This is a genomic window from Neobacillus terrae (assembly GCF_011393025.1).
In the GTDB taxonomy this organism is placed as follows: Bacteria; Bacillota; Bacilli; order Bacillales; family Cytobacillaceae; genus Neobacillus_A; species Neobacillus_A terrae.
The window spans coordinates 195,949-216,552 of the sequence record NZ_JAAOEO010000004.1 but is presented as its reverse complement, the minus strand read 5'-3'; the positions used below and the strand labels follow the sequence as shown (position 1 = coordinate 216,552).

Genomic DNA, 20,604 nt, shown 5'->3' with positions numbered 1-20,604 from the left:
AAAACGTCCGGACAATTGTCCGGACGTTTATTTTTTCTTTATAAAAAGGAGAGAACCTCCAATAATTATGAGAACAGCAGGCCAGAATTTCCACGCTATAGAAACTCCATTTTGTAAAAGGCCAAAATAGGCTGCAATTTTATCGTAGAACAAAAGAAGTACTGAGAGAATTAAAAATAATACTGCCTGAAAGAGTCCTGTACCTGTTTTCTGATACCTTAAAAGAAAACCAAAAGCAATTATAAAAATAAAAGTTCCTATATGATCAGGCCAGAAGGTCACTCGGTGAACAAGGTGGAAATGCAGTCCAAAGCCTGCCAGGATAACGCCCGGGAGAATAGCCTCGTAATCCTTTGCAAGATAACCTTGTCCTAAAAAGCCAAGTCCGACGATGAGTAAAAGTGTCGGCCATGTATAAAACTGCTGAAATAATGTAATGCCTGATTGCTGCATAAAAAAGTATGCCCCAAATCCTATTAAAATAATTCCAGGGAAAATTCTCTGATTTTTCATAAATACACCACTTCCAGAAAGGTTCACTTGAATCATTGCTTGTTTTTTGGTACTGTACTTAGGGAAGTATTTTGTCGACTTATCTGATGAATAATCTATTCATTTTAATATATTAACACACAGTTTCGTTTTCTGTTCACATTTTTTGGGCAAAATGCAATTATACACATGATATAATTAGACTAGTTAGGAATGGAAATTTATTTGGGGGTGTCATTATTAAATGCATATTTTAGTGGTGGGTATTAACTATAAAACAGCCCCTGTAGAAATCCGTGAAAGGCTGACATTTAATCAGCCCGATCTTGGAATAGCGACTGTTAACCTTAATGCGAAAAAGAGCATTCTTGAGAATGTTATCGTCTCTACCTGTAATCGTACGGAGATTTATGCAGTGGTTGATCAGCTGCATACAGGCCGTTACTATATTAAAGAGTTTTTATCTGAATGGTTTAACATAGATCAGGACGAATTTTCACCATTTCTTTTCATTTATGAGGAGGATGGGGCTGTCGAGCATTTATTTAAAGTAGCTTGCGGATTAAATTCAATGGTTCTTGGGGAAACTCAGATCCTTGGCCAGGTGCGAGACAGCTTTTTGCTTTCTCAGAACGAAAAAACGACAGGAACCGTGTTTAACCACTTATTTAAACAGGCTATTACTCTTGCCAAGCGCGCTCACTCTGAAACAGATATTGGAGCCAATGCTGTTTCGGTCAGCTATGCGGCTGTCGAGCTTGCGAAAAAGATTTTCGGTTCTCTTGAAAATAAGCATGTACTTATTTTTGGAGCAGGGAAAATGGGTGAACTGGCTGCTCAAAACCTCCATGGCAGCGGAGTTAGAAAGGTTACAGTTATCAACCGTACCTTTGAAAAAGCTGTAAGTCTTGCTGAAAAATTCGGCGGTCAGGCGAGAACTTTGGAAGAACTCCAGAGGGCCTTGGCGGAAGCTGATATTTTAATTAGTTCAACAGGTTCAAAAGACCTTGTTATTACCAAAGATATGATGGCAAACGTAGAAAAAATGCGTAAAGGTAAGCCTCTTTTCATGGTTGACATAGCTGTCCCAAGGGATCTTGACCCAAATATTGGGGAGCTTGAAAACATCTTTTTATATGATATAGATGATTTGGAAGGCATTGTGGAAGCAAACCTTCAGGAAAGAAAGAAGGCTGCCCAACAAATTATGTTAATGGCAGAAAAAGAAATTGTTGAATTTAAACAATGGATTGGAACACTTGGTGTTGTACCTGTTATTACAGCATTAAGAGAAAAAGCACTTGCTATTCAATCAGAAACAATGGAAAGTATCGAACGTAAAATTCCGAATCTCTCCGACCGCGATCGGAAGGTTTTAAATAAGCATACAAAGAGCATTATTAACCAGCTTTTAAAAGATCCAATTCTCCAGGCGAAGGAATTGGCTGCACGTCCGGACGCCGAGAACGCACTGGACTTATTCGTGAAAATCTTTAATATTGAGGATCTTGTTGAAGAGCAGGCAAATACGAAAGCAGCCGAAACTGAAAAAGTTTTTGTTCGAGCATCTCAGGCTTCCTTTCAGTCATAAGAGAGGTTAATCCTATGTATGACATTCAAATGACCCGCCTGCATGAGCTGACAGTAGTAATATATGCCTTCAGTGTGCTGTTATATTTCTTTGATTTTATTCACCATAACCGGAAGGCAAACCGCATTGCCTTCTGGTTACTTGCATTTGTATGGGTTTTACAAACTGTATTTTTGTTTTTTTATATGATGAAAACCGGGAGATTCCCGGTACTAACAATATTTGAAGGTCTTTATTTTTATGCCTGGGTCCTTGTCACCTTATCACTGGGAATTAACCGTTTGTTAAGGGTCGACTTTATCGTTTTTTTCACTAATATACTAGGTTTTATAGTAATGGTTATTCATACCTTTGCTCCTGTTCAATACCAGTCGCATGTTATGGGTGAAAAGCTTGTCTCAGAATTGCTTCTGATTCATATTACAATGGCGATTCTTTCTTACGGTGCATTCTCATTGTCCTCCGTGTTTTCTCTGCTTTATTTGATTCAGTATGATTTGCTGAAGAGGAAAAAGTGGGGTAAGAGACTTATGCGCCTTGCAGATCTTAGCAAATTGGAGCAATTATCCTATATATTAGCCGTAATCGGTGTTCCCATGCTCATGCTTAGTCTTATTTTAGGGCTTCAGTGGGCGATTCTTAAGGTTCCGGGAATGGCATGGTATGATATCAAAATAATAGGTTCTTTTATCGTTTTAACCGCTTACAGCATCTATCTTTATCTTAGAATTGCAAGGAATCTATCAGGAAAGTCACTTGCACTTTGGAACATTGGGTCTTTTCTAATTGTACTAATTAATTTTTTCCTGTTTGGCAAATTATCTTCATTCCACTTTTGGTATTCGTAAATTTAGGAGGCAGTCATGAGAAAAATTATCGTCGGTTCCAGACGCAGTAAACTTGCTTTAACACAGACAAATTGGGTTATTGATCAGTTGAAAAAGCTTGGTGCTCCATTTGAATTTGAAGTAAAAGAAATTGTAACCAAAGGTGACCGCATCCTCGATGTGACGTTATCAAAAGTTGGTGGAAAAGGTTTATTTGTAAAGGAAATCGAACAGGCAATGTTAAATAAAGAAATTGATATGGCTGTTCATAGTATGAAGGATATGCCTGCCGTATTGCCAGAAGGCCTTACTATAGGATGTGTTCCTTTCCGGGAGGATCATCGTGATGCTCTGATTTCAAAAGGCCACATTCCTTTGAAGGACCTTAAGGAAGGTGCCATTATCGGAACTAGCAGTCTTCGCAGAAGCTCTCAGCTTCTTCTTAAGCGTCCTGACCTTGAGATTAAATGGATACGTGGAAATGTTGATACCCGCTTAAGCAAACTCCAGGATGAGGAGTACGACGCCATTATTCTGGCTGCTGCCGGCCTGTCACGCCTTGGCTGGGCTTCTGACGTGGTTACTGAGTTCCTGGATGCTGATACCTGCATTCCAGCTGTTGGTCAAGGGGCACTTTCGATAGAATGCCGTACAGATGATCAGGAGCTTCTGGATCTTTTTGAGAAATTCACATGTAAAAAGACGGAAAGAGCAGTAAGGGCAGAGCGTGTATACTTAAATAAAATGGAGGGCGGCTGCCAGGTTCCAATTGCAGGATTCGCCCAAGTAGATGATAACGATGAAATCGTCATGACTGCTCTGGTTGCATCACCTGACGGTAAGGAAGTATACAAAGAAACAGTCCGTGGCACAGTTCCTGAAGAAGTTGGTGCAAAGGCTGCCGATTTATTGATAGAAAAAGGTGCGAAGGAACTTATTGAAAAGGTTAAACGGGAGCTTGATGGTGAATGATAAAACCATCGCCCTTGCTTGATAAAAAAGTACTCGTACCAAGAGGAAAAAAGCAGGCGAAATCATTTTCACAGCTAGTGGAAACATTCGGAGGGATTCCAATTGAAATCCCTCTTATTGCTTTTCGCCCTATACAGCCGAATGATGAGCTGGCAGCTATTTTTAATAACATAAAATCTTATAGCTGGATCATTTTCACCAGCAACACTACTGTGGATACATTTTTTTCGTTTCTTTCTAAAGATGAGATTAGCCATCTTCCCAAAATAGCAGTTATAGGCGAGAGAACACAAAAGGTAGTGAAGGAAAAAGGAGTGGAAGTATCTTTCCTACCTTCTGGATATGTTGCAGAAACCTTTGCAAAAGAATTTGTTTCTTTTATTAAAGAGGGTGATAAAATTTTCATTCCAAAAGGTAATTTAGCTAGGGATGTCATTGCTGAGGAATTGAGAAGGTTTGGGACGATCGTTGATGAGGCTATCGTGTATGAAACCTATCTTCCTGAAGAGAGCAGGTTAAAATTAGCTGATTTGCTAAAAAGGAATGAATTGGACATCCTGATGTTTACCAGCCCATCTACCGTGGACCATTTTATGGCGGTGGTGGAGGAAAACCATCTCCGGGATCAAATAAAAGAGTGTATGGTTGCTTGTATTGGTCCAGTTACGAAGGAAAAACTAAAGTCATACGGATTATTAGTCCATGCTTCTCCGAAGGTGTATACTGTAGAGGCGATGATTAAAAGCATGGCTGAATATATTAATTAATTTTTGGGGGTAGAAAATATGGAACTCCAATTTTCACGTCACCGCCGTTTGCGGAGCAGCGCAAGCATGCGCTCATTAGTAAGAGAAAACCACCTCAGGACTGAAGACTTTATTTATCCTCTCTTTATTTTAGAAGGAGAGAAAAAAAGAAATGAAGTAGCTTCAATGCCAGGTGTTTATCAAATATCTATGGATTATTTGCAGAAGGAAATGGATGAAATCGTTTCTCTTGGCATTAAGTCCGTTATTTTATTTGGCGTTCCTACCGAAAAAGATGAATGTGGTGGTGGGGCATTCCATGATCATGGTATTGTCCAGGAGGCTACCCGCTTTATCAAGGAACGTTTCCCAGAAATTATTGTAGTGGCAGATACCTGCCTTTGCGAATATACAAGCCACGGACACTGCGGTGTTGTTCAAGGTGACCGTGTTTTAAATGATGAGTCACTTGACTTGCTTGCGAGGACTGCTGTTAGCCAGGCAAAAGCTGGTGCAGATATTATTGCTCCTTCCAACATGATGGATGGTTTCGTTGCTGCCATCAGAGCAGGACTTGATGAAGCAGGCTTTGAGGAAGTTCCTATCATGTCTTACGCAGTTAAATACTCCTCTGCATTCTACGGACCTTTCCGTGATGCTGCAGACAGTACACCTCAATTCGGTGACCGCAAAACCTATCAGATGGATCCTGCTAACCGAATGGAAGCTTTCAGGGAAGCTGAATCGGATGTTGCAGAAGGAGCAGACTTCCTGATTGTTAAACCAGGAATGCCATATTTGGATATTGTTCGTGACATGAAAAACACTTTTAATCTCCCTGTTGTTACTTATAATGTAAGTGGGGAATATTCAATGGTAAAGGCTGCTGCACAAAACGGCTGGATCGATGAGAAAAAAATTGTTATGGAAATGCTCGTAGGCATGAAACGTGCAGGTGCTGACCTAATTATTACGTATCATGCAAAGGATGCAGCCCGCTGGTTAAAAGAAGAATAGAAAGTTTAAATAGGAAAGGCCAGCTTTCCTATTACATAATAGGGCATATATGCAATCCCAGTGCCCTGCTTTAAGGACATAAGGATTTCTAATGAAGAGAGGGAAAGCAATGCGCTCATATGCTAAATCTATTGAAGCCTTTAAGGAAGCAAAGAAATTAATGCCGGGCGGAGTAAACAGCCCTGTACGGGCGTTTAAATCAGTGAATATGGACCCTATTTTTATGGAACGCGGCAAGGGATCAAAAATTTATGACATTGATGGAAATGAATATATTGATTATGTGTTATCATGGGGTCCGCTTATTCTTGGCCATACAAATGATAAAGTAGTGGAAGCACTCAAAAAGGTTGCTGAATTGGGTACAAGTTTTGGTGCTCCAACCTTAATGGAGAATGAGCTGGCAAAGCTAGTAACAGAGCGTGTACCTTCCATTGAAATAATTCGCATGGTTTCCTCCGGTACAGAAGCGACAATGAGCGCACTGCGCCTAGCACGGGGATATACAGGCAGAAACAAGATTTTAAAATTTGAAGGATGCTACCATGGTCATGGAGACTCACTCCTCATTAAGGCTGGTTCAGGAGTAGCAACTCTGGGTCTTCCAGACAGTCCAGGTGTTCCTGAAGGTGTAGCTAAAAATACAATTACTGTCCCTTACAATGATCTTGAAGGGGTAAGGTATGCATTCGAACAGTTTGGTGAGGATATTGCAGGTGTTATTGTTGAGCCTGTTGCTGGAAATATGGGGGTAGTTCCTCCGCTTCCAGGGTTCCTTCAAGGTCTTCGCGATATTACAACTCAATACGGCGCCTTGCTCATCTTCGATGAAGTTATGACAGGATTCCGTGTTGGCTATAATTGTGCACAAGGCTATTTTGGTATTACTCCTGATATTACATGCCTCGGTAAAGTAATCGGGGGAGGCCTTCCTGTTGGAGCATACGGTGGAAAAGCAGAAATAATGGAACAGATTGCTCCTAGCGGTCCAATCTACCAGGCCGGTACACTATCCGGTAATCCATTAGCGATGACTGCTGGTTACGAAACTTTAAGCCAACTGACTCCGGAGGATTACGAAGAATTTATCCGCAAAGCAGATATGCTTGAAAATGGGATCAGTGCTGCTGCTGAAAAATATGAAATCCCGCTTACTTTCAACCGTGCTGGGTCCATGATTGGATTCTTCTTCACAAATGAAGATGTAATCAATTATGAAAAAGCAAAAACAGCTAATTTGGACTTTTTTGCCTCATATTACAAGGAAATGGCAGACCAGGGTGTTTTCCTGCCGCCATCCCAGTTTGAAGGCTTATTCCTTTCTACAGCACATTCTGATGAAGATATTGAAAAGACAATACAGGCAGCTACTACCGCCTTCTCAACGCTTAAGTAAGTATAGGAGCACTCGTACAAATAGTACGGGTGCTTTTTTATTTAGGCTCTGGTTAATCTGACTGTTGATTTTCGCTCACGGCGCCCACTTTCCCCGCTGGAGTCTCCCGCCTTCCTCTCCACTCAACATAGCAATATTCTTTAACACAGCAATTGATAAAAAGAGGGAGCCTGCTCTCTTTCCGCGGATGAACTGGCAGCCTCCGCTCTCGTACCTCGCTGTGTGGTCTTGCCACCCTCGTCTTCCAGCTGGAGTTTCGAAGATTTTATTACAATCAATCAAATCCTTTAACATAGCCTAATTAAGATAACACCAGCTTTTGCAATACTTTCCTTGTAGCGATAAGTTTTCTGCCTTCTATATAGCTTTTTTATCATAAAAAAAAGAAAATCTTCATAGAGTGTAAGTGACATAGTGATTTTACGTGAAGGAAACGAAAGGAGGAGTCGCTTTGTCTCAGGAAAATCAATCGTGCCTTCGATTTTCTTTGGAGGAGTCTTTATGGTTTCGAAAAGGACAGGAAGTCACTGAGCTAGTTTCCATCTCGCTTGATCCTGATATTACGATTCAGGAGAATGACCAGTATGTTACGATACGGGGATCATTAGAATTAACAGGTGAGTATGTGTGCAATAATGAAAATTCAGAAGGGGAAGAGGAATCTAATCCCGGACACAAATATGTCCAAATTGTCCAGGACCGAGAAAGCGGCACTTGCCAATTCTCACACAGGTTTCCTGTGGACATCACCATTCCCAATAACCGAATTAAAAGCATCTACGATATTGATGTAGTAGTAGAATCATTTGACTATTCTTTTCCTGAAAGGAGTTGCATGAAACTTACTTCTGATTTAACCATCAGCGGGTTATATGGTGAACAGCAGCATGAGAGGGAAGAGGAGAAGGTTGAAGCTCGCAGCCAGAAAGAACTAGCAGCGGAAGAACAGGAAGCTTTTGAAGAGGAGACTGCCTCGGTTCAAGAGGATGAGGCTTATCCAGTTCTTGAGGAAGAAGATACTTTCCATGCAGAAGCTAGAAAGCAAGTAACAGAAGAAGCTCCAGTGGAAGTACTTGAAATCCCTTCATTCGCGTATCAAGCATTAAAGGAAAATTATCACCAAGACTTTCTTGCAGAATTTGCAAGGAGCGAGGAAAAGCAGAAGCAAGAAGTTGCAAGGAGCGAGGAAAAGCAGGAATCAAAAGTTGCAAGGAGCGAGGAAAAGCAGGAACCAGAAGTTGCAAGGAGCGAGGAAAAGCAGGAAGTAGTAGTACAGGAGCAAGCACAGCCTGAAATGGTAACAGTCATTGAAGAAGAGACTGCAGTAGCAGAACTAGAGCCAGAAAGTTCATCCAGTCCTGAAAAGATTCAGGAGGCAAAACCGAAAAAGAAAAAACAGGGCAATAAGAAAAGCATGAGTCTCACTGAGTTTTTTGCAAGGAGAGAAGAAACCAACGAAAGTGCAAAGCTTAAGGTATGCATTGTTCAAAAAGGAGATACCTTAAATCTTCTTTCAGAAAGATATGATATTCCCGTTCAAAATCTTGCACGAGTAAATCAAATGGAATTAAACCAGGATGTTTATGAAGGTCAGGTTCTATACATTCCGGTAGCGGTGGGAAAAAAATAACATAGAAAAGACATGATGAGCGGGTCTTCGTGCCTGCTCAACTGTTTTTTTAGTAGCATCAGCGTGCGTGATACTCGAGTAAACCATGCAGATATTGCATTTTATGTGTGTTTACGGTTTTCTAATGAAAGTGAGCTGAGTTTCGGTGAATAAACCAAATCTAATTGCAGCAGTTGCTCCTATTTTAAATAGTTATTATATTGACCCTTATTTTGTTGAGAATTTTGGTAAAATCCAAAAAATTTACTCCAATAAAGGCACCTTTGCCCTAAAAAAAATCCCTCCTCAAAGAGGAACAGATTTTATTCGGCATGTCCATGAGCTATACCAAAAAGGGTTTAATAGGATTGTTCCTGTTTATCCAACCATGGATGGCCGTTATGCTGTTCTAAATGACCAAAGCCTGTATTACTTAATGCCCTGGCTGCCCAATGAAGAAAGGGAGGACAGGAAAGAAAAGCATCAGCAGCTTTTTCGTGAATTGGCCAGACTTCATACCTTGTCCGCCAAAGAAGTAACTGTAAAAAAGGAGGACCGTACTGAGCATTATGAAAAAACAATACAGCGGTTAGAAAAAAATCAGGAATTACTTGACGGTATGATAGAACAATGTGAAAAAAGATCCTATATGTCGCCATTCGAATTGCTTTTTTCGATGTATTACACGGAAATAAGTCAGGCTATCCGTTTTTCAAAGGAAAAGTTTGAAGAGTGGTATGAGAAGACAAAAGATCAGGAAAAGGCAAGAATGGTGATTACACACGGAAAAATATCTTCTGAACATTTTTTATATGATGAAAGAGGATATGGGTATTTTATAAACTTTGAAGAGGCCGGATACGGATCACCTATTCATGACATGCTTCCTTTTTTAGCCAGAACCCTAAAAACCCAGCCTAAACGAAATGAAGAGGCAATTGACTGGGTTTATTACTATTTTAAGTACTTCCCCTACAAGCCGGATGAAAAGTTATTGTTTTTAAGTTATTTGGCCCACCCAGCCCCTATTCTGCAAGTGACAGAAAGATATCTTCAAAAAAAGAGAACTGCTAATGAGATGAAATTTGTCCAGCAGCTGCATCGGAAATATTGGCACTTGAAAAACACAGAATATGTAGTCATGCGGATTAGTGAAATAGACAGCCAGGAACAGACGGCAAAAGAAACAGGAGCCCAGTAGCACAAAGTGGGCTCCTAAAAGTATTCCAGTTGAATGGCAAAGGCAATAGCAATAAAAACGATAAGGAGCAAAACATCAAAGAAGGTTGGAATCAGGATTGCCCTTATACCCTGAAATATGCAAAAAGGAATAATAAACTGTGCACATACGGCTCTTATTTTCCTGACCCATGGCGGCTTGGAGTAGATTTTAAAGTTTCTTTTCATCAGAACACTCTCCCCCCCTCAGTTCTTTCTCCTCATATTATGTATATTCCACACAATAAGTGTTTAAGCTAAAAGGAACTATTTTGCTTCAAATGTATAATATATAAAAAAGTTGGCTATCATTGTTGACTACAATCCCCTTTTTTAGGTAGTATATCTTATATAATTAAATGAAAAGGCAACGATAGGGAAGAGTACAATGTGATACTGTTTCAAAGAGAGGGAACCATTTGCTGAAAGGCTCCCAGACAGTCAGTTGGAAAGTCACCCTTGAGCTTCTTCCGCCAAAGAATAGTCATTCAAGTAGTGGAAGACGGATCGAATCCGTTATCCTGTTAAGAGCCAGCCTCTTTTTTATTCAGGCTGGAAAAAAGGTGGTACCGCGAAGCAAACTCCATTCGTCCTTTTATGACGGATGGGGTTTTTTTGTATTTATTTTTAAAAAATAAGGAGGAATTTCAATGGAGACAAATGACATACAGATGCCGACAAAATATGATCCAGCCTCGATCGAACAGGGACGTTACGATTGGTGGGTAAAAGGAAAGTTTTTTGAAGCGAAAGATGACCAGGAAAAACAGCCTTACACAGTAGTAATTCCACCGCCCAATGTAACTGGAAAGCTGCACTTAGGGCATGCATGGGATACTACCCTGCAGGATATTATGACAAGAATGAAGCGGATGCAGGGATATGATGTACTTTGGCTGCCGGGAATGGACCATGCAGGAATCGCGACTCAGGCCAAGGTTGAAGCAAAGCTTCGTGAAGAAGGAAAAAACAGATACGACCTGGGCCGTGAAAAGTTTGTTGAAGAAACTTGGAGCTGGAAGGAAGAATATGCAGGCCATATTCGCCAGCAGTGGGCCAAGCTCGGACTTGGACTTGATTACAGCCGTGAACGCTTCACTCTTGATGCGGGGCTCTCAGACGCCGTTAAAGAAGTATTTGTAACACTTTATAATAAGGGTTTAATTTATCGCGGCGAGTATATTATCAACTGGGATCCATCCACCAAAACAGCATTATCAGATATTGAGGTAATTTATAAAGACGTACAAGGTGCCTTTTATCATATGAATTACCCACTTGCTGACGGAAGCGGGCATATTGAAATAGCCACAACACGCCCAGAAACGATGCTTGGTGATACAGCTGTAGCGGTACATCCGGAAGATGACCGGTATAAGCATTTAATCGGCAAAACCGTTACTCTTCCAATTACTGGACGTGAGATCCCTATTGTAGGGGATGATTACGTTGATATGGAATTCGGTTCCGGGGCAGTTAAAATTACTCCAGCACATGATCCGAATGATTTTGAAATAGGAAACCGCCACAATCTTGAGCGTATTCTAGTTATGAATGAAGACGGCACCATGAATGACAGGGCAGGAAAGTATAAAGGAATGGACCGTTTTGAATGCCGTAAGCAAATTGTAAAAGACCTTCAGGAGCTTGGCGTTTTATTTAAAATTGAAGATCATTTGCACTCCGTTGGGCACTCTGAACGGAGCGGAGCAGTAGTTGAGCCTTATCTGTCAACACAGTGGTTTGTTAAGATGGCACCTCTTGCTCAGGAAGCTATTGAGCTTCAGCAAAAAGAAGACAAAGTAAATTTTGTTCCAGGACGCTTTGAAAATACTTACCTTCGGTGGATGGAAAATATCCGCGACTGGTGTATTTCCAGACAGCTTTGGTGGGGCCACCGCATCCCGGCCTGGTATCACAATGAGACAGGAGAGGTTTATGTAGGTCTTGAGGCTCCTTCAGATGCAGAGAAATGGACCCAGGATAAGGATGTTCTTGATACATGGTTTAGTTCCGCACTATGGCCATTTTCTACAATGGGCTGGCCTGATAAGGAAGCAGCTGATTTTAAACGCTACTTCCCTACTGATGTTCTTGTTACAGGATATGATATTATCTTCTTCTGGGTATCAAGAATGATTTTCCAAAGTCTTGAGTTTACCGGAGAGCGTCCATTCAAGGATGTTTTAATTCATGGATTGGTTAGAGACTCTCAAGGCCGTAAAATGAGTAAATCACTTGGCAATGGTGTTGACCCAATGGAAGTGATTGACCAGTACGGGGCTGATTCCCTGCGCTACTTCCTTTCTACAGGAAGCTCACCTGGCCAGGATCTTCGCTATATTCCTGAAAAGGTTGAAGCAACCTGGAATTTCGCCAATAAGATTTGGAATGCATCCCGATTTGCTCTTATGAATATGAATGGTATGACTTTTGAAGAAATTGATTTAAGTGGTGAAAAGTCCGTTGCAGACAAATGGATTCTAAATCAATTAAATGAAACAATTGAAACGGTTACGCGCTTATCTGACAGATATGAGTTTGGAGAGGTTGGCCGTGCTCTCTATAACTTCATTTGGGATGATTTGTGCGATTGGTATATTGAAATGGCGAAGCTTCCCCTCTATGGTGATGATGAGGCTTCTAAAAAGACAACACGTTCAGTTTTGGCACATGTTCTAGATCAAACAATGAGACTTCTTCATCCGTTCATGCCATTTATTACAGAAGAAATCTGGCAAAACCTCCCGCACTCCGGAGAGTCAATTACAATAGCTAAATGGCCTGAAGCAAATCCGGAATTTACGGATGAGCAGGCAGCATCAGAAATGAAAATGCTTATGGAAACCATTCGTGCTGTTCGTAATATCCGTGCGGAAGTTAATACACCAATGAGCAAGAAAATTAAAATGCTTGTTAAAGCAAAGGATGAAACGATTCTTGCTTCGCTTGAAAGAAACCGCGGCTATATTGAACGTTTTTGCAACCCAGAGGAATTAGAAATGGGAACCGAGATGGATACACCTGATAAAGCCATGACAGCAGTGATTACCGGCTTGGAAATCATTCTGCCGCTTGAAGGTCTGATTAATATCGATGAAGAAATCGCCCGTCTTGAGAAAGAATGGGAAAAATTGAATAAAGAAGTAGAAAGAGTTCAAAAGAAACTTGGGAACGAAGGCTTTATGAAAAAAGCTCCAGAAAATGTAATTGCAGAAGAACGTGCAAAAGAACAGGATTACATGGAAAAGAGAAATGCTGTGGAAGCCCGTAGGAAAGAATTAAGAGGCTAAAATGGGTGGAGGCGAATCCGTACAGGCGGATTCGTCTTTGTCTGTATGAGCCTGGAATTGAGGTGCAAAATGTTTAATACTTACGAAGAGGCGCTTGATTGGATTCATGCCCGATTAAGACTTGGTATTAAGCCAGGATTAAAAAGGATGCAATGGATGATGGAAAAGCTGGATCATCCGGAAACTAAAATTAAAACGGTTCATATTGGAGGAACAAATGGAAAGGGATCCACCGTCACTTTCCTGCGGTCGATTCTCGAGGCGGCTGGCTATAGAGTCGGGACCTTTACTTCCCCTTACATAGAGCATTTTAATGAGCGGATAAGTGTAAATGGCAAGCCTATCAGCGATGAAGAACTGGTGGAACTAACAAATGCAATTATGCCGCTGGCTGATCAATTGGAAGAAACTGAACTTGGCGGCCCTACAGAATTTGAAGTGATAACAGCCATGTCTCTGCTGTATTTTGCAAAAGTGGCAAAGGTGGATATAGTTCTGTATGAAGTCGGGCTCGGGGGGCGCTTTGATTCAACCAATGTTATTTATCCTTATCTTTCTGTGATTACGAATATTGGCTTGGACCATACAGCTATACTTGGAGATACACATGAACAGATTGCTTTTGAAAAGGCCGGGATTATAAAAAAACACACTGCTGTTGTAACCGGAGTTAAAAGAGAGGACGCACTGAAGGTTATTGCAGCAAGGGCAGAAGAAGAGCAATCGACTTTGTTTCGGATAGGCAAAGATTTCTCTATTTCGGAGCATATCTCACTCTCAAATGGAGAAGAATTCAGCCTTAAATCTCCCTTTGGGATTCTGGATAATTTAAAAATAGGAATGATTGGGCAGCATCAGACAGAGAATGCATCGTTAGCAGTTTTAGCTGCTCAATATCTGAAGGAAAAGCTTGGATACAGTATAGGTGAACAGGAGATTCGTTTGGGTCTGATGGAGGCATTCTGGCCAGGACGTTTTGAGGTTATTTCTGAAAAACCGCTAGTCATTTTGGATGGTGCCCATAATGATGAAGGAATTCAGGCGCTGACAAATGAAATAACAAACAGGTATTCTGACAAAAAGGTTCATGTAGTCTTCACGGCATTAAAAGATAAAAAGCTCGACAAAATGATTGCCCAGCTGGACGATGCTGCTGATAAGATTGTTTTTGTGTCCTTTGATTTTCCACGTGCCTCTTCTACCGCTGATTTAATGGCACTATCCAAGTCGGAAAATAAGTCCTTTAACGAGGTATGGAAAACCGCAATACTAGCAGAAATAGAAGAATTGGGAGAAGATGATGTTCTTATAATTACAGGTTCTCTTTACTTTATTTCTGAGGCAAAACCAATTTTAAGGAAATTTTTTAAAAAATGCGACGATTTACTGTGACAAACCGTTAAAGGAGTGCTAAAATTATTGTAAAATCGTGACTATTTTACTAACAATTCTGCGGGAGGAGGCGGCCCTGTGAATATAAAGCCCATTGTGAAAAGAATTAATTTATTAATATGGTTTTTGTTAGTTCCGGCAGGGTTTTTTTATTCTTTAAAAGCTTATCCTCCGCATTTTTCAGGACATATTCCTGAACTGCTGGCATTTTTATTGTTAACCTGTATTGTGTCTGCCATGCCAATGGTTATTAATAACAACCCCGTTTTTATATCTCAATGGGTTGCGTTGTCCGTTTTCTTAAATTATGGGCTAACTATTGAAATGCTGTTTTCCCAGATTGCCTTTATTGTCCTGCTTCTTAGACTAAGGGTGGGAAAAGAGGGCTGGTTCCGCTATCTGATTAATTCCCAGATGTTTTTCGTAGTGTCATTTGCCAGCGGAATAATTTATTATGCCTTAGGTGGCGAAACTGGCATAGATGTTCTAAATGGACCGCTTTCCTTTATTTTAGCTGCAACTTACGCTGTTTTAAGTTATCTGATAAATCAAATAGTTCTTTTTGTGTATTTTAAATTCTTATATAAATATAACGAGAAATTTTTTGATAAAAGCCTGCTTTGGGAAACAGTTACAACGGTCATCACCTTTCCAATCGGATTTGTCCTTTATACGATATACAGAGAAGTGGGGATATCAGCCTTATTGTTTGTTGGGATCCCATTTGCCAGCTTGTCTATTATTCTTAATCTCTATTATTCCAGTCAAAATGTGAATGAGTATCTGCAAAAAGCAGCCGAAATTGGACACCAGCTGGCAGAACGTGTTCATGTAAATGATGTAATTGATCTGTTTGTCCAAAAATTAATTGAGATGCTTCCTGTTGATTTTGCCTATGTACTGGATGTGGTTAATCGGGAGGAGCTCGTGCTAATCAGAAGGATTGAGAATGGTGAAGTGAAGCCAAATGACCTGCCGCCATTACGAAAAAATCAGGGCATCAGCGGAATAGTCTGGTCATCAAAAAAATCATATCTTTTTTCTGCAAAAAAAGAGTGGTGGCATTATGAAAATGGTTATCTTCCTACTTCAGTGGAAAGTGTTATGGGTGTTCCAATTGTTCGAAACAATGAAGTAGTAGGCGTGCTGATTCTCGCTTCACGAAAAAAACGTGCATTCGAAAAAATGCAGCTTATGATTGTCGATATCCTTTGTTCCCATTTTGCAGTAGCCATTGAAAATGCAAAGCATTATGAGATAACAAAAGAATACAGTGAACGCTGTCCGCTTACCAAACTGTATAACTACAGATACTTTGAAAGTATGCTTACTGCAGAGTTTACAAAGCTTCATCAATTTGAACGAAAGCTGTTGTCATTGATCATTCTGGATATTGACCATTTCAAAAAGGTTAATGACACATATGGACACCAAAGCGGAAATGAAATCCTATGTGAGCTGGCTCGACGACTTGAAGGGCTAACTGGGGGCAGGGGAACCGTTGCGCGGTATGGTGGAGAAGAATTTGTCATCTTATTGCCTGATATGGAGAAAGAAGATGCCTATGATACGGCAGAAAGAATCAGGAAGACAATTGCAGACATGCCTTTTACTTTAAAAGAGCATCTCGGAGAAGAAAAAATTCCTCTCCTTGTTAATATCACTGCATCTATTGGTGTTGCAGCTGCCCCCCAGGATGCAGACGATTCACTGGCTTTAATAAGGCATGCCGACCGGGCTCTCTACGTAGGTGCGAAACGAGCGGGCCGTAATAGAGTTGCAGAATACGTTAAATAAAACGAAAGCCGGCTCCCACAAGGGACCGGCTTTAATTTTTTTCTAGGCTAATCAGAATTTATATCCATAAATTCTGAACGCACGACGGACAGGATGTCCTAGTCAGGCGAAAGGCACACGATGTGCCGTTTTGAGCGTGATAAGAAAAGCTAAGGCATCCGCCAAAAAGGACTTGGAGAATGCCAAGTTTTTCTAATAATCTACGGATAATCCATTTTCCGCATCAATATACCAATCGGCATTAGAATTAACACAAGTGTTGGTAAAGTAGTTTGAGAAATCGGTGTACTCCATAATTTGATTGTTATCAACTTTGTATATATTACCCTTTATGCAGAGGGTGGGATGACCTACAAATTTTTCGATAATGGGGGTGGCTTGGAAATATGCATCTCCCTCCACGATTAAAAGGGTATTTCCATTCATAGAAGTTATTTGCTGAAACACAGCATTTCCCCCGATTAAAACCTCAGCATTCCCATCAAGAGTAAGGCTTTTAAAATATGCACTCTTTTCAATCCTCAAAGAACTGCCGCCAGTTATTTTAAAATTATCGTTGGTAAAGTTCACTGGATCTGTTAATGATAAGTCTTTATTTAATTTATCGTCCTCATATTTCTCAAACGCAGAATAGTCCGGTCTTACAGAAGCTATCCTTTTTGATATTTTTAAATGGCCAATAATAGCTTTTTCCTCTGTTCCTGTTTTCCCTGTACTTATAAAATTTAGGAGAATATTGTTTGGATTGCCTATGCATGCTGGAAAGACAGGGGAACTAATTTGATATTTGTTACTGCTTTCAACCGTCTTGGAATCATAAATCCCCACCTGTCTGTCATGCAGTCTTTTTAACTCCTGGCAAAAAGTAGTCTTGTTAGTTCTTGCTGCCGCTACAGCAGATGGGATTAGACTGTTAATTACCGATTTATAATAAGTTGCACCCATTTCTGCAAGATCCGTAGCACGGTTGAGATTGTCTGTTTTATGAAATTGTTTATTTGCTGTGAGGGCCATTCCGCTTAAGGCAAGCCCAAAAACAATTACTAGGGTCATCACGACCATCACTATAACCAGTGTATAACCTTTTTCATTTTTAATGGCCTTCGCCCTCCATCCTCTTAATATCTTTTGACGCTTGTATTTATTTGGTAGGTTTGTCCCTGTTTGTTTTTTAGCTTAATACAGATAAACAACTGTTTTTGTGATGGAGGTATAACAGTGAAATTGCCTATATCTAAGATATTGGTATCATTGCATTCAAAATAGTTGTTCCCTGCTTTAAAACTGGTAACTGTTATATCATTTCTGTGCAGGGGCAGTTTAGCTTCAGATTTTCCGATAAAGGCTTTGTCCTTAGAAGAATCATAGCTAAGCAGGTAACTATCTTCCTTTTGTTGATAACTTTTTATAGTCATAATCATCAAATTAGCTTCCTGCTGTAAGCTTGTTTTTTCCGAGAATCGGCTGTAATTTTTATTAGTGTCAAAAAACACCCCATAAATAAGTAAAGAAACAACCATCATAAGTGAAAGTGCAGCAAGTAGTTCTATTAAAGTAATTCCTTTTTCGTCCCTCATAGATACAGCTCACTTTCTTATATATGTATAGGTAACAGACTTATTTTTTGTATCGTTTGGGTCCTGAACAATAATTTTAAACTGAGTCAGCCCTTTGGGAGTGTCAGTATTAGTTATAAATCCTTTAATTCTAAATGAAGAACTGTCAATGGATTTATTAGTATTCTTTAATATCAGCTGATCAATAGCCTTCTTATCAATCTCGGTTCCTATTTGAATACTGTTCAGGTCAGAAAGTCCTACATTTTCCTCTATTAAATTAATATATTTCTGGGCCATTTGCATGGTTCCAAGCTTTTCCTCATTTGAATGAATAAACATTGCAGACTGGAAAAAAAGACTTAGAAAAGATGTCAAAATAATAAAAAGCAATATAATTGAAACTAAAACTTCAACTAAAGTAAACCCTTTTTCTTTCAGGTTTTCCCCCATAATCTTTTTTCCGCCTTCTTTTAAAATCCATGTAATTATTATACAATATTAGATAGTATATCATGTCAAAAATTCCAATAAATGCTCATATTATTATAGAATTTGTATGATAAATTTACCGGTACATTCGGCTCGTGGAGAGTGAGTAAATGGAAAATGTTGTTTTGGCTGTTCTGTCATTGGTACTTTTGGTTCCCATTCTATTTTTATTACAGCTTGGGATTACTGCAAAAGGAAAAATATCAATCTTAATTCTAGCTCTTTTAATATCATTTATTTCTGAAGCAGCAGGAAAAACTTTTAATCTGCTTCTTGCCTTTCCTGTGCTGATTATTCTTGTTTTCCTATCTGTATACATAATGGACAATCGGCTTGCTTCTGCTTTATATAAAAAAGGTTTATCGCAAAAAAACCTTGATAATGAAATACATATTGATTTTCAGCCCCTTCCCATAAAAGCAATTATCGAGGTCTCTACTTATGAAAGGGAAGCTATCAAAGAGGGTGAGAGAGTTATTTTGCTCGATTCAGCTTTGGAGAAATCTGAATCTATACAAGCGAAAGAGACAGTTCAGCTTACCGAAGATTCGCTGGAGGATTTATCTTTTTTATTTAATCGCAGCATAGAACAGGATGAAAAAGGCAAAGTACCGGATCAAAGTACGAAAAATGAGTCTAAACAAGAAGCGGCGCTTTCGCCAGAGGTGTGGGCCCGAATGGAGGAACTTGAAGTCCTTATCACCTATTCTTCATCTCCTGCTCTACAGGAGGCTGCTGCAGGAAAGCAAGAACCGAGTTTCGAATGGGAGACACTTGAGCCTTTAGATGAAAAGAATGTTAGATAGTCAAAATCATGGCTCGTTTATGGAGGCCTCTATGTGAAGAAAAACAATCAGGCTATAAAGCTATTTGTCGTATTACTGTTATGCACAGCATATATCTTTGCTTTTTCACATTTTGGCGCTTTAGCTTTTGAAAAGTATAATAAACAGCCAGGTGTTTTTTCTCCTGGAACGGAAATTGGACCTGTAAGCGTTGGGGGAAAGAACCAGAATGAGGCGCTTGCATTGATTAATCAGCAATATTCAGACTGGCTGAAAACCACAAAAATAATTATTCATTATAAAGAAAAGGAAGCTGCAATTGACCTTAATCAATTCCAATTTAATTTGGAGGACTCTGTTTCAACAGCTAAAGATGGACTGCATAATCCTCTTATGGCAGGGCTTGGGAAGGATCAGGCTGAAGAAATTGCCGCCCTGAAGTTCCCAGGTATCGATATTAATGTGGATGCTTTTACAAAAAAACTTAACATCGTCGCTTCTTCTCTGTCAGAAGGAGAGAATGTTATTAATTTAAAGGAGTTTATTAAAAACAGTGACGAGTCATCGTCCATTTGCGAGTCGGTATTAACACCCAAAACAGCACCGGATGAAGTAGAAAGGGCAGTGGGACAGTTGGCAAAGATACAGGTCCACGCCAATTCCACTTTCTCTTTTAATGAATTATTAAAGAAAGAAAAGCTAAACAATTTATCTGGAAACACTCTTAGTTTTATCGCTTCTGGAATATATAAAGCCATTCTTCCTACAAACTTTTCCATTATTGAGAGAAACATTGGCCGGGAATTGCCGGACTATACAGAATTGGGATATGAGGCAAAAATTGATTTTGCCCAAAAGGATGATTTAGTTTTTTCGAATCCTAATGAATCTGACTTTAACATTGAGATAAGTTGGGATGGCAAACAACTTAAGACCAGCCTGGTCGGACAAAAACTTTTTTACGAGTATAAAATAACTGAAACTGATAAACAGCAATTTATGCCGAAAACCGTACTTCAATACAGCCCGCTTCTTGCTGGTAACCAAAAGAAGGTACTGAAGGAGGGCTCAGAAGGATATTTGATTAGAATTACCAGGGAAATCTATGAAAATGCAAATTTTAAAAAATCAGTTCTGCTTTCAGAAGACTATTATGCACCCGTACCTAAAATTACTGTACGAGCTATCCTTGCTGCAGTGGAGCCTGCCACAGATACTTCCCAACAAGTAACAGGAGAAACTGTTGCAGATCAAAAAAATAAGAATGAAGATATGGTAGGCACAAATGCTGGTCCGGGAAATTCCGACCCACAAAGCAACACTAAAATGCCTTCAAATCAACAAAAATCCAGCCAAGGGGAATCAACTGAAAATTTATGGGGCAAGCCAAACGAGGAGCCAAAATAATCTTTAGAATAGGG

The 20,604-nt window shown here is 39.8% G+C and carries 18 protein-coding genes and 1 other annotated feature; of the genes, 13 read left to right on the top strand and 5 right to left on the bottom strand.

The genetic code is table 11. The features are described from left to right. Nucleotides 1-27: 27 nt before the first annotated feature. Nucleotides 28-513: a LiaI-LiaF-like domain-containing protein gene (locus G8761_RS07730; protein ID WP_166025279.1), complete on the bottom strand. Its 486-nt coding sequence runs from the start codon at nucleotides 511-513 to the stop codon at nucleotides 28-30. A gap of 223 nt (nucleotides 514-736) precedes the next feature. Here G8761_RS07730 and hemA point away from each other — a divergent pair, with 223 nt between their 5' ends. The 8 genes from hemA to ysxE all read left to right on the top strand — a co-directional run bounded on the left by hemA (nucleotide 737) and on the right by ysxE (nucleotide 9,851). Then, nucleotides 737-2,083: a glutamyl-tRNA reductase gene (gene hemA, locus G8761_RS07725; RefSeq protein WP_166025277.1), complete on the top strand. Its 1,347-nt coding sequence runs from the start codon at nucleotides 737-739 to the stop codon at nucleotides 2,081-2,083. A gap of 14 nt (nucleotides 2,084-2,097) precedes the next feature. Beyond that, complete coding sequence (locus G8761_RS07720; protein WP_166025275.1) at nucleotides 2,098-2,931, top strand: cytochrome C assembly family protein; 834 nt, start codon at nucleotides 2,098-2,100, stop codon at nucleotides 2,929-2,931. 15 nt (nucleotides 2,932-2,946) lie between these two features. Then, nucleotides 2,947-3,882 carry a hydroxymethylbilane synthase gene (gene hemC / locus G8761_RS07715; protein WP_166025273.1) on the top strand — a complete coding sequence of 312 codons (936 nt, stop codon included), beginning with the start codon at nucleotides 2,947-2,949 and terminating at the stop codon, nucleotides 3,880-3,882. Continuing rightward, nucleotides 3,879-4,649, top strand: coding sequence for a uroporphyrinogen-III synthase (locus G8761_RS07710; protein ID WP_166025271.1), 771 nt, complete (start codon nucleotides 3,879-3,881; stop codon nucleotides 4,647-4,649). The genes hemC and G8761_RS07710 overlap by 4 nt, the downstream gene beginning before the upstream one ends. Before the next feature lie 18 nt (nucleotides 4,650-4,667). Beyond that, on the top strand, nucleotides 4,668-5,645 hold the full coding sequence (gene hemB / locus G8761_RS07705; protein ID WP_166025269.1) for a porphobilinogen synthase: 978 nt from the start codon (nucleotides 4,668-4,670) through the stop codon (nucleotides 5,643-5,645). Between the two features lie 109 nt (nucleotides 5,646-5,754). Further along, on the top strand, nucleotides 5,755-7,041 hold the full coding sequence (hemL, locus tag G8761_RS07700) for a glutamate-1-semialdehyde 2,1-aminomutase (protein WP_166025267.1): 1,287 nt from the start codon (nucleotides 5,755-5,757) through the stop codon (nucleotides 7,039-7,041). Between the two features lie 451 nt (nucleotides 7,042-7,492). Continuing rightward, entirely contained in the window at nucleotides 7,493-8,671 is a 1,179-nt protein-coding gene (gene spoVID, locus G8761_RS07695) for a stage VI sporulation protein D (protein WP_166025265.1), read from the top strand. Between the two features lie 145 nt (nucleotides 8,672-8,816). Next, a complete protein-coding gene (gene ysxE, locus G8761_RS07690) occupies nucleotides 8,817-9,851 on the top strand; it encodes a spore coat protein YsxE (RefSeq protein WP_166025263.1) in 1,035 nt (344 codons plus the stop codon). 14 nt (nucleotides 9,852-9,865) lie between these two features. Here the strand turns inward: ysxE and G8761_RS07685 are convergent, their stop codons facing one another. Then, on the bottom strand, nucleotides 9,866-10,057 hold the full coding sequence (locus G8761_RS07685; protein WP_166025261.1) for a hypothetical protein: 192 nt from the start codon (nucleotides 10,055-10,057) through the stop codon (nucleotides 9,866-9,868). A gap of 172 nt (nucleotides 10,058-10,229) precedes the next feature. Next, nucleotides 10,230-10,466 (top strand) — a binding site (T-box leader). A 52-nt stretch (nucleotides 10,467-10,518) separates the two neighbouring features. Here G8761_RS07685 and G8761_RS07680 point away from each other — a divergent pair. The 3 genes from G8761_RS07680 (at nucleotide 10,519) to G8761_RS07670 (ending at nucleotide 16,350) form a co-directional block, all read left to right on the top strand. Beyond that, entirely contained in the window at nucleotides 10,519-13,161 is a 2,643-nt protein-coding gene (locus tag G8761_RS07680) for a valine--tRNA ligase (protein WP_166025258.1), read from the top strand. Nucleotides 13,162-13,230: 69 nt separating this feature from the next. Further along, nucleotides 13,231-14,553, top strand: a complete 1,323-nt coding sequence (locus G8761_RS07675; protein ID WP_166025256.1) for a bifunctional folylpolyglutamate synthase/dihydrofolate synthase — start codon at nucleotides 13,231-13,233, stop codon at nucleotides 14,551-14,553. Between the two features lie 78 nt (nucleotides 14,554-14,631). Next, a complete protein-coding gene (locus tag G8761_RS07670; RefSeq protein ID WP_338000922.1) occupies nucleotides 14,632-16,350 on the top strand; it encodes a sensor domain-containing diguanylate cyclase in 1,719 nt (572 codons plus the stop codon). Nucleotides 16,351-16,542: 192 nt separating this feature from the next. Here the strand turns inward: G8761_RS07670 and G8761_RS07665 are convergent, their stop codons facing one another. The 3 genes from G8761_RS07665 to G8761_RS07655 all read right to left on the bottom strand — a co-directional run bounded on the left by G8761_RS07665 (nucleotide 16,543) and on the right by G8761_RS07655 (nucleotide 18,359). Further along, on the bottom strand, nucleotides 16,543-17,403 hold the full coding sequence (locus tag G8761_RS07665) for a hypothetical protein (RefSeq protein ID WP_166025254.1): 861 nt from the start codon (nucleotides 17,401-17,403) through the stop codon (nucleotides 16,543-16,545). Nucleotides 17,404-17,468: 65 nt separating this feature from the next. Further along, nucleotides 17,469-17,927, bottom strand: coding sequence for a PilW family protein (locus tag G8761_RS07660; RefSeq protein WP_166025252.1), 459 nt, complete (start codon nucleotides 17,925-17,927; stop codon nucleotides 17,469-17,471). Nucleotides 17,928-17,936: 9 nt separating this feature from the next. Further along, nucleotides 17,937-18,359, bottom strand: coding sequence for a type IV pilus modification PilV family protein (locus G8761_RS07655; protein ID WP_166025250.1), 423 nt, complete (start codon nucleotides 18,357-18,359; stop codon nucleotides 17,937-17,939). Nucleotides 18,360-18,508: 149 nt separating this feature from the next. Here G8761_RS07655 and G8761_RS07650 point away from each other — a divergent pair, with 149 nt between their 5' ends. Continuing rightward, the gene (locus G8761_RS07650) at nucleotides 18,509-19,204 is read left to right on the top strand and encodes a hypothetical protein (RefSeq protein ID WP_166025249.1); all 696 of its coding nucleotides are present in this window, start codon (nucleotides 18,509-18,511) and stop codon (nucleotides 19,202-19,204) included. A gap of 33 nt (nucleotides 19,205-19,237) precedes the next feature. Continuing rightward, nucleotides 19,238-20,590 carry a VanW family protein gene (locus tag G8761_RS07645; RefSeq protein ID WP_166025247.1) on the top strand — a complete coding sequence of 451 codons (1,353 nt, stop codon included), beginning with the start codon at nucleotides 19,238-19,240 and terminating at the stop codon, nucleotides 20,588-20,590. Nucleotides 20,591-20,604 lie beyond the last annotated feature (14 nt).

What these genes read in the sequence shown, in the direction of transcription:
- G8761_RS07720 (WP_166025275.1), top strand. Translation starts at nt 2,098, where the DNA reads ATGTATGACATTCAAATGACCCGCCTGCATGAGCTGACAGTAGTAATA.
- G8761_RS07660 (WP_166025252.1), bottom strand. Translation starts at nt 17,927, where the DNA reads ATGAGGGACGAAAAAGGAATTACTTTAATAGAACTACTTGCTGCACTT.
- G8761_RS07650 (WP_166025249.1), top strand. Translation starts at nt 18,509, where the DNA reads ATGGAAAATGTTGTTTTGGCTGTTCTGTCATTGGTACTTTTGGTTCCC.
- G8761_RS07730 (WP_166025279.1), bottom strand. Translation starts at nt 513, where the DNA reads ATGAAAAATCAGAGAATTTTCCCTGGAATTATTTTAATAGGATTTGGG.
- hemC (WP_166025273.1), top strand. Translation starts at nt 2,947, where the DNA reads ATGAGAAAAATTATCGTCGGTTCCAGACGCAGTAAACTTGCTTTAACA.
- G8761_RS07685 (WP_166025261.1), bottom strand. Translation starts at nt 10,057, where the DNA reads ATGAAAAGAAACTTTAAAATCTACTCCAAGCCGCCATGGGTCAGGAAA.
- G8761_RS07655 (WP_166025250.1), bottom strand. Translation starts at nt 18,359, where the DNA reads ATGGGGGAAAACCTGAAAGAAAAAGGGTTTACTTTAGTTGAAGTTTTA.
- G8761_RS07665 (WP_166025254.1), bottom strand. Translation starts at nt 17,403, where the DNA reads ATGACCCTAGTAATTGTTTTTGGGCTTGCCTTAAGCGGAATGGCCCTC.
- hemL (WP_166025267.1), top strand. Translation starts at nt 5,755, where the DNA reads ATGCGCTCATATGCTAAATCTATTGAAGCCTTTAAGGAAGCAAAGAAA.
- G8761_RS07675 (WP_166025256.1), top strand. Translation starts at nt 13,231, where the DNA reads ATGTTTAATACTTACGAAGAGGCGCTTGATTGGATTCATGCCCGATTA.
- G8761_RS07680 (WP_166025258.1), top strand. Translation starts at nt 10,519, where the DNA reads ATGGAGACAAATGACATACAGATGCCGACAAAATATGATCCAGCCTCG.
- G8761_RS07710 (WP_166025271.1), top strand. Translation starts at nt 3,879, where the DNA reads ATGATAAAACCATCGCCCTTGCTTGATAAAAAAGTACTCGTACCAAGA.
- hemB (WP_166025269.1), top strand. Translation starts at nt 4,668, where the DNA reads ATGGAACTCCAATTTTCACGTCACCGCCGTTTGCGGAGCAGCGCAAGC.
- hemA (WP_166025277.1), top strand. Translation starts at nt 737, where the DNA reads ATGCATATTTTAGTGGTGGGTATTAACTATAAAACAGCCCCTGTAGAA.